This is a genomic window from Conexibacter sp. CPCC 205762 (assembly GCF_030646155.1).
In the GTDB taxonomy this organism is placed as follows: Bacteria; Actinomycetota; Thermoleophilia; order Solirubrobacterales; family Solirubrobacteraceae; genus Conexibacter.
The window spans coordinates 1-8,560 of the sequence record NZ_JAUTDN010000081.1 but is presented as its reverse complement, the minus strand read 5'-3'; the positions used below and the strand labels follow the sequence as shown (position 1 = coordinate 8,560).

The 8,560-nt window shown below is 76.9% G+C and carries 6 protein-coding genes; 4 read left to right on the top strand and 2 right to left on the bottom strand.

Features of this window, described 5'->3' with window-relative positions:
• A partial coding sequence (locus Q7L73_RS28275) for a LuxR family transcriptional regulator (protein ID WP_304715780.1) occupies positions 1-2,700 on the top strand: 2,700 nt, incomplete at its 5' end.
• Between the two features lie 134 nt (positions 2,701-2,834).
• Positions 2,835-3,371: a hypothetical protein gene (locus Q7L73_RS28270; protein ID WP_304696174.1), complete on the top strand. Its 537-nt coding sequence runs from the start codon at positions 2,835-2,837 to the stop codon at positions 3,369-3,371.
• 1 nt (position 3,372) lies between these two features.
• Here the strand turns inward: Q7L73_RS28270 and Q7L73_RS28265 are convergent, their stop codons facing one another.
• On the bottom strand, positions 3,373-3,930 hold the full coding sequence (locus tag Q7L73_RS28265; RefSeq protein WP_304696172.1) for a TetR/AcrR family transcriptional regulator: 558 nt from the start codon (positions 3,928-3,930) through the stop codon (positions 3,373-3,375).
• A 50-nt stretch (positions 3,931-3,980) separates the two neighbouring features.
• Between Q7L73_RS28265 and Q7L73_RS28260 the strand changes: the two genes are divergently transcribed.
• A complete protein-coding gene (locus Q7L73_RS28260) occupies positions 3,981-5,288 on the top strand; it encodes an MFS transporter (protein ID WP_304696171.1) in 1,308 nt (435 codons plus the stop codon).
• On the opposite strand, the gene Q7L73_RS28255 is transcribed toward Q7L73_RS28260, so the two are convergent.
• Positions 5,254-7,383, bottom strand: a complete 2,130-nt coding sequence (locus Q7L73_RS28255; protein WP_304696169.1) for an MMPL family transporter — start codon at positions 7,381-7,383, stop codon at positions 5,254-5,256. The genes Q7L73_RS28260 and Q7L73_RS28255 overlap by 35 nt on opposite strands.
• Positions 7,384-7,516: 133 nt before the next feature.
• Between Q7L73_RS28255 and Q7L73_RS28250 the strand changes: the two genes are divergently transcribed.
• The coding region (locus Q7L73_RS28250; RefSeq protein ID WP_304715779.1) for a sensor histidine kinase at positions 7,517-8,560 on the top strand (1,044 nt) is incomplete at its 3' end.

Genomic DNA, 8,560 nt, shown 5'->3' with positions numbered 1-8,560 from the left:
GGTGCGGGCGCGGCGGGCGAGGGCGGCGTGAGCGCGGCGGGCGGGGCTGGCGCGGGCGTGGCGGGCGGCGGTGCGGACGCGGCGGCGGCCGAGGGGCTCGGCGCCTCCAGCGAGGCGCGCTTCCGGCTCCATCGCGCGGTCGGCGGGCTGATCGCGGCGCTGGCGGCGCGCGGGCCGCTCGTGCTGCTGCTCGACGACCTCCACTGGGCCGACGCGGCGAGCCTCGAGCTGGCGCTCCACCTGCTGCGCCAGCCGCCCAGCGCCGGCGTGCTGTTCGTCGTCGCCAGCCGCCCCGGCGCCGCCGCGACCGCGCTCGCGGAGGCCGGGCGCGACCTGCCCGAGCGCCGGTCGCTGCAGCTCGGCCCGCTGCCCGAGGCGGCCGCTCGCACGCTGCTGGCGCAGGCCGACGACGCCGACGAGCTGCTCGCCCGTGCCCACGGCAATCCGTTCTTCCTGCTGGAGCTGGCGCGCGGCCACCGCAGCGGCGACGCCGTCCCCGGCTCGGTCCTGGCCGCGGTCGAGGCGACGGTGCAGGCGCTGCCGGCGGCGGCGCGCGCGCTGCTGGAGGGCGGCGCGCTGGCCGGCGATCCGTTCGCGCTCGACCTCGCCGCGGTCGCCGCCGATCTGCCGGCCGGCACCGCCGCCGCCGCGGTCGACGCGCTGCTCGACGCGCGCCTGCTGGAGCTCGACGGCGGCGACCTGCGCTGCCGCTTCCGCCACCCGCTCGTGCGCGAGGCGGTGCACGCGCGGATCTCGGTCCAGCGGCGCCAGGCCGGCCACGCCGCGCTGGCGCGGGAGCTGACCGCGCGCGGCGCCGATCCGCGCGTCGTCGCCCCGCATCTCGTCGTCAGCGCGGCGCCCGGCGACGAGACGGCGATCGGACTGCTGGAGGCAGCCGCCGGCAGCGCCCACGCGACCGCGCCCGACGCCGCCGCGCGCTGGCTGGAGGCGGCCGAGCGGCTGCTGCCCGCCGACGCCGGCGACCGCCGCCTCGGCCTGCGGCTGCGGCGCTCGCTGGCGCTGGCCGCGACCGGCCGGCTCGACGCCGCCCACGAGGTCCTGCTCGCGGTCCACGACGAGCTGCCGGCCGGCTCGCCGCTGGCCGTGCCGATGGCCGTCCAGCTCGCGCAGCTCGAACGCGAGCTGGGCCGCCCGCTCGACGCCCGCGCGCGGCTGGAGCGCGCGCTCGCGCAGGCGCCGGCCGGCGCCGCGCAGGAGCCCCAGCCCGCGCGGACGCCGCTCGACCCCGCGCAGGAGCCGGACCCGCATTCCGCGCAGCCGCAGCTTGACCCCGCGCAGGAGGCGGAGCTGCGGCTCGCGCTCGCGCTCACGCTCGTGCAGCTCGCGGCGCACGAGGCCGGCGACGCGGTGCATGCTGCGCTGGCGGCCGCGGAGGCGGCCGGGACGCGCTACGCGATCGCCTCGGCGCGGGCGCTGGCGAGCATGGCGGCGAGCTGGGCCGGCGCGCACGTGACGGCGGCGGCGCTCGTCGACGAGGCGCTGGCGGAGCTGGCGCTGGTCGCCGACGAGGAGCTGATGCGCGGGCTGGAGACGACGTACACGCTCGGGCTCGTCGCGATCGCGCACGAGCGCTTCGCGGCCGCCGACGCGCTGCTGGAGCGCGGCGCGACGCTCGCGCGCCGCTCCGGCCAGGATCACGCGCTCGCCGCGCTGCTGACCTTCCGCGGGATGAGCGGCTGGAACCTCGGCGAGCTGGAGCGGTCGCTGGAGCTGGTCGGCGAGGGCGTCCAGCTCGCGCGGCTGCTCGGCGCCGACCGCCTGCTCGGCCACGCGCTCGCGCTCTCCTGCCACCTGCACGCGGAGGCCGGCGAGCGCGAGGCGGCCGCGCGCGACGGCGAGGAGGCGCTGCGCGTGCTGGCGGCGCAGCAGGCCGACATGGTCGCGCTGACGAGCTGCTTCAACGTCGCGCTGTTCCGCTCCGCCGACGCCGACCCGGCGCGCGCGCTGCGCGAGGCGACGGCGATCGCCGGGCCGCGACTGGAGCCGATCGACCCGGCCTGGTCGTGCCAGGTCGCGGAGGAGCTGGTGCGCTGCTCGCTGCGGATCGAGGACCTGCCGCAGGCGCGCCGCTGGGCCGCGCTCGCGCGCGAGCGCGCCGAGCACCTCGGCCTGCCGCTGGCGCGCGCGAACGCCGCGGTCGCGGAGACGCTCGTGCTGCTCGCCGAGGGCGCACGCTCCGCCGGCCGCGACGCCGCCCACCGTGATGCCGTCGCCCACGCCGCGGTCGCCACCGCGCGCGGCGCCGTCGCGCTGGTCGAGCCGCTCGGCCTGCCGCCGCACCAGGCGCAAGCGCGCGCCACGCTTGGCGAGGCGCTCGCCGCGGCCGGCGCGACGGAGGCCGCCGCGGCCGAGCTGCAGGCGGCCGCCGACGGCTTCGCTGCCTGCGGGATGCGCCGCGCCCACGCAGCGACCGCGCGCGCGATCCGCCGGCTCGGCGGCCGCGTCAGCGCCCGCGTCGAGCGCCCCGCCGCCGACCGCCGCGACGCGCTCGCGCAGCTGACCGGGCGCGAGCGCGAGATCGCCCGCCTCGTCGCCGCCGGCTCGGCCAACAAGCAGATCGGCGCCGCGCTGCACCTGTCCGAGAAGACGGTCGCCAACCACCTCACGCGCATCTACGCGAAGCTCGACCTGCGTCACCGCACCGAGCTGGCGACGCTCGCCGCGGGCGAGCACCCGTAGCCCCCGCGGCCTTCTACGGATCGACTCCGAGAGGAACCCCCGATGTGGCGTGTCGGCGCGGTTGGGAGCCTGTGCACGTCGGGTCCGAGCCCGGCTCACCACCCACCACGCGACTATCCAAGGACGAACCGTAGATGCGCAATCTCGTGCTCAAGCTCACCCAGGCGAAGCCGATCGCGATGGGCATCGCGGCGGGCATGATCGTGCTCGGCGTGATGGCCCTGATCGCCGGCAACTACGACAAGCAGGTCGTGCGCGACCAGCTCGAGCCGCAGGCGATCTTCTTCCCGAAGGCCGGCGACGACGCGCTGCCGAAGGACCTCGAGCAGTACGCCGGCCAGCAGGTCGACAACGGCACCAAGGCGAAGGCCTACGCGGAGAAGTACCTCGGCCGCCACCTCGAGGAGATCGGCGGCGGCAAGTCCTACGCGCAGATCAGCACCGAGCAGATGGCCAACCCCGACGACGAGAGACTGGTCGCGCAGAAGGCGACGATGTTCCAGGGCGAGACGCTGCGCGGCCTGCTGCTGAGCGTCTGGGGCTGGAGCGTCGTCGGCAGCGTCGCCGTCGCCGCCGGGATCCTGCTGATCGTGCTCGGCGCGATCCTCTTCGTGCTGCCGCTGGCCGGCTTGCTGATGGAGCGCAAGGACGGCAGCCCGCAGCCCGCCTGACTCACCCCAGCTCGCTCGCGATCGCGGCGATCGTCCGGCGGACGACGTCGCGATCGAGCGGGCTCTGCTGGAACGACTGGTGCATCGGCCAGGCTTCGACGAGCGCGTCGATCGCGACGCAGGCGGCCGGCGAGAAGTGGCGCGCGAGGCTGGCGCGGCTGCGCCGCAGCCAGTCGCGGCTCGTCGTCGCGACCGCCGCGTTGTGGTTCGCGTAGGCGTACAGCTCCCACATCAGCACCAGCTCGCGCTGGGTCACGTAGTCGCCGCCGCAGATCAGCTCGGTGACGGCGTCGCACGCCGCGGCCTGGTCGCGGGCCGCCTTCAGCGCCGCCTCGTAGCGCTCCGACATCGCCTCCGCCAGCTGCGCGAAGGCCTGCGCGAAGATCGCGTCGATCCCGTCGAAGTAGTAGGTCAGCGAGCCCAGGGGCACGCCGGCCTGCGCCGCGATCCGCCGGTGGGTCGTGGCGTGGACGCCGCGCTCGGCGATCACGTCGAGCGTCGCGGCGAGGATCCGGGCTTTGCGCTCGGGGTCGTTCGGAACGCGTCGCGAGCCGGCCATCGTCGCGCGGGATCGTATCCGCATTCCGGAGTGTGTACTTTTGTACAGCGATGTCGACGACCGCTGCCGCCCGCTCCACGACCCCCGCCGGCCCGCCGCCGGCGCCGTCGCTGAGACGCCGGCGCGACGCACTCTTCCTGCTGTTCTTCCTGATGGGCCTGGCGATGGCCTCGTGGGTCGCGCGCACGCCCGACATGCGCGACCTGCTCGGCGCCTCGACCGGCGAGATGGGGCTGGTGCTGCTCGGCCTCGCCGGCGGCTCGATGGCGGGGATCCTGCTCGCGGGCGTCGCCGTCGCGCGACGCGGCCCGCGGGCGATCTCGACGGCCGGGATGGCGCTGCTGGTCGGCGGCGTCGTGGTCGTCGCGGTCGGGGCGGCGGTCGCCAGCCGCGTGCTCGTGACCGCCGGGCTGGCGCTGTTCGGCTTCGGCATGGGCGGCGCCGACGTCGCGCTCAACGTCGCCGGCGCGGAGGTCGAGCGCGAGCTGCGGCGGCCGACCTTCCCGGCGCTGCACGGCTGCTTCAGCCTCGGCACGCTCGTCGGCGCGGCGATCGGGATCGGCCTGACCGCGATCGCGCTGGCGATCGAGCTGCACCTGCTGGCGATCGCCGTCGTCGTGGCGGCCGGCGCGGCGTACGCGGTCCGCTCGATCGCCGGGCCCGCGCGCGGCGGCTCCGGCGACGCCGCGCCGGCCACGGACGCGGGAGACGGCTCCGGCGCGCCGGCGACGGACGCCGGCGACGGCGCGGCCCCCGCGACGGCCGCTGGTGCCGGCGCCGACGCCGCACGTCGCGACGACGCCGTCTGGCGCGACCCGCGGCTGCTGGCGATCGGCGCGATCGTGCTGTCGCTGGCGCTCGCCGAGGGCGCCGCGAACGACTGGCTGCCGCTGCTGATGGTCGACGGCCACGGCCTCGACCCGGCGCTCGGCTCGGCCGCTTACACCGTCTTCGCGGCGACGATGACGATCGGCCGCTTCGGCGGCGGACGGTTCGTCGCGCGCTACGGCGAGGCGGCCGTGCTGCGCGCGACCGCCCTGATCAGCGCGCTCGGGATCGTGCTCGTCTCGCTCGTCGACAGTCAGCCTGTCTCGGTCGCCGCGGTCGTGCTGTGGGGGATCGGCGCCTCGCTCGGCTTCCCGGTCGCGCTGTCGGCGGCCGGCCAGTCGGGGCCGAACACGGGCGCGCGCGTCTCCACCGCCGCGACAATCGGCTACGTCGCCTTCCTCGTCGGCCCGCCCGCGCTCGGCGCGCTCGGGCAGCACGTCGGCCTGCGCGACGCGATGCTCGCCGTCGTCGCGCTCGTCGTCGCCGCCTCCTTCCTCACCCCCGCCGCACGCCCGCGGCCGGCCGCCTGAGCCCGCCGCCCGGCCGCCACCACGCCCGCTCGCCGAGCAGGTGCATCACGCCGGGCAGCAGCACCATCCGGATCAGGATCCCGTCGATCAGGATCGCGGAGGCGAGGCCGACGCCGATCAGCTTGAGGATCAGCTCGCTGCTGAAGGCGAATGCGCCGAAGACCGAGACCATGATCAGCGCCGCCGCCGTGATCACCTTCGAGGTGCGCGCGAGGCCGCTGACGACCGCCGCGCGCGCGTCGCCGAGCCGCTCGCGCTCCTCCTGCATGCGCGAGACGATGAAGACCTCGTAGTCCATCGCCAGCCCGAAGGTGACGGCGAACATCATCACCGGGATGAACGGCGGCACCGGCAGGTCGGAGTCGATCCCGATCAGCTGCCCGGCCCAGCCGCCCTCGGAGACGTAGGCGACGACGCCGTAGGCGGCGAGGATCGACAGGATCGTGAAGAGGCCGGCCTTCAGCGCGATCACCGGCGCGCGGAAGGCGCGCCACAGCAGCAGGAACGACAGCACGACGACGGCGCCGATGAAGAGCGGCAGTCGCGAAGCCGTCACCGCCGCCTGGTCGACGGTCGCGGCCGTGTCGCCGCCGAGCGTCACGTCGACCCCGGCGGCGGCGAGCGGGCCGTCGCGCAGCCGCTCGACGAGCGCCTTCGTCTGCGGCGCCGACGGTCCGTCGCGCGGGGTGATCGCGATCGTCGCCGTGTCGCGCGCGTCGTTGAGCTGCAGCGGCGCGACGGCGACGACGCCGGGGTCGCGGCCGATCTCGCCGCGCAGCCGCTCGGCGGCGCTGCGGGCGGCGGCGGAGGGCGTGTCGGCGACCGCGATCAGCGAGGCGTTGGAGCCGGCGCCGAAGCCGGCGGCGATCAGGTCGTACGCCTGCCGTGTGGTCGCGTCCGCGCGGTTGTTGCCGGCGTCGGGGAAGCCGAAGCGGATGTCGCTCAGCGGCGCGGCCAGCAGCGCCAGCGCGACCAGCGAGACGACGACGGCGACGACCGGCCGGCGGACGACCGCCCGTGCCCAGCGCGCCGACGGCGTCCGCTCGGGGTCGGCGGGCGCCCGGTTGAGCCCCGGGATCGGCAGCGCGTCGATCGCTCTGCCGAACACGCCCAGCAGCGCCGGCAGCAGCGTCAGCGTCACCGCCAGCACGACGAGGACCGTCAGGCTGGCGGCGAGCGCGACGCCGTAGAGGTACGGCAGCCGCATGATGAACAGCCCCATCAGCGCGATCACGACGCTGCCGCCCGCGACCAGCACCGAGTGGCCGGCCGTCGTCATCGCGACGACGTTCGCCTCCCGCCGTGCCGAGCCGCCCGCGACCGCGGCGCGGTAGCGGGTCAGGATCAGCAGCGCGTAGTCGATCCCGACGCCGAGGCCGATCATGATCGACACCTCCGACGCCCAGTCGGGCGTGTCGATCACGGCCGCGAGGATCCCGCCGAGCAGGAACGCGATCGCGACGCCGAATGCCGCCAGGACGATCGGCAGGCCGGCCGCGACGACCGCGCCGAAGGTGATCAGCAGCACGACCGCGGCGACGCCGACGCCGAACATCTCGCCGCCGCCCGCCTGTCTGTCGAGCCGGTTGACCTGCCCGTTGACGGCGACCTTCAGCCCGTCGCCGCCGGCCGCGGCGACCAGCGCCCCGATCCGCTCGCCGCTGGCGTCGGGCACCTCGCCGGAGGTGCGGTCCAGCGGCAGGCGCACGATCGCGGTGCGGCCGTCGTCCGACACCTCGGCATCGGCGGTGGTGGTCCCGCCGGCGATCCCGGGGACGGTCTCGATCTCGTCCAGCAGCCGCTCGACGCGCTCGCGCGCGGCCGGCGCCGTGGCACGCCCGTCGGCGACGTTCCAGACGAGGTCGAGCGACTCGCCGGAGCGGCCGGAGAAGCTCTGCACGAGCCGTTCGGAGGCGGCCTTCGAGTCGGAGCCGGGGGTGCTGTAGTCGACGGTGTGGGTGCCGGCGAGCGTCAGCCCGCCGCCGATCGCGACGGCGAGCACGACCACCCAGGTGGCGATCACCGTCCTGCGATGGCGCCACATCGCGTCGGCGAGGCGGGCGAGCACCCCGTCGGTGCGATCTGCGTTGGTCATGCCGCCGACGGTAGGTCCCGCCGCCGCCCGCGACGACCGCCGCGAGAACGGTCCGCGAGGTCATCCCCGGGGAGGACCCGCATCCTCCCGCGGGCGCTGTCGGCACGGCGCGCGCGCCCGTAGGCTCTGGCCGATGGCGACGCCGCCCGACGCCCGCGCCCGCACCGCCCGCGACCGCGACTGCACCGCCCGCGACCGTGCTCACCGCGACGGTGACGGCGACGGCGACCGCTCCGCCCGCGACGACCCCGCCCGCGACGACCCCGCCCGCGACGACCCCGCCCGCGACGCCCCCGCCCGCGACCGTCTCGCCGACCTCGCGGTCGTGCTCGGGGTGCTGGCGATCTCGCTGCTGGAGCTGCAGCTGGGCGGCGGCTTCGGCGACTTCGCCCAGGAGACCCGCGACCCCGGCGCGCTCGCCTGCGCGCTCGTGCTGCTGAGCGCGCTCGCGCTGCTGTGGCGCCGCAGCCACCCGCAGGCGGTCGTGCTCGCGACGCTGGCGCTGAGCCTGCTGCTGGCGGCGCTCTCCTACGGCCTCCACGCCCCGCCGGCGCCGGCGGTCGCGCTCTACGCCGTCGCGGTCGCGCCGCGGCCGGGGCGCGCGTGGCCGCTGCTGCTCGTCGCGGCCGTCGCGTGGGCGGCGCTGGTGCTGATCGAGCTGGCACTGACGCCGTACGGGGTCGCCGACTACGCGCTGCCGGGGCTCGTCTGGGCCGGCGCGTGGCTGGTCGGCGACCGGCGCCGCTTCCTGCGCGCGCAGCTCGCCGAGCGGCTCGACCGCGCCCGCCGCGAGCAGCAGCTGGCGGTCGCCGAGGAGCGCGCGCGGATCGCCCGCGAGCTGCACGACTCGGCCGGCCACGCGCTCAACACGATCCTCGTGCAGGCCGGCGCGGCGCGCGTGCTGCGCGAGCGCGACGCGGAGCGCTCGGCGGAGGCGGTCGCGACGGTCGAGCAGCTCGCGCGCGAGACGATCGAGGAGATCGACCGGATCGTCGGCCTGCTGCGCGACGAGCAGGAGCCCGACCGCGCGCCGCTGCCCGGGATCGACCAGCTGCCGGCGCTGGTCGAGCGCCAGCGCGCGGGCGGCCTCGACGTCGAGCTGACCGTCACCGGCGCGTCCCCCGCGCCCGCCGCGCCCGCCGCGCCCGCCGCGCCCGCCGCGCCCGCCGCGCCCGCC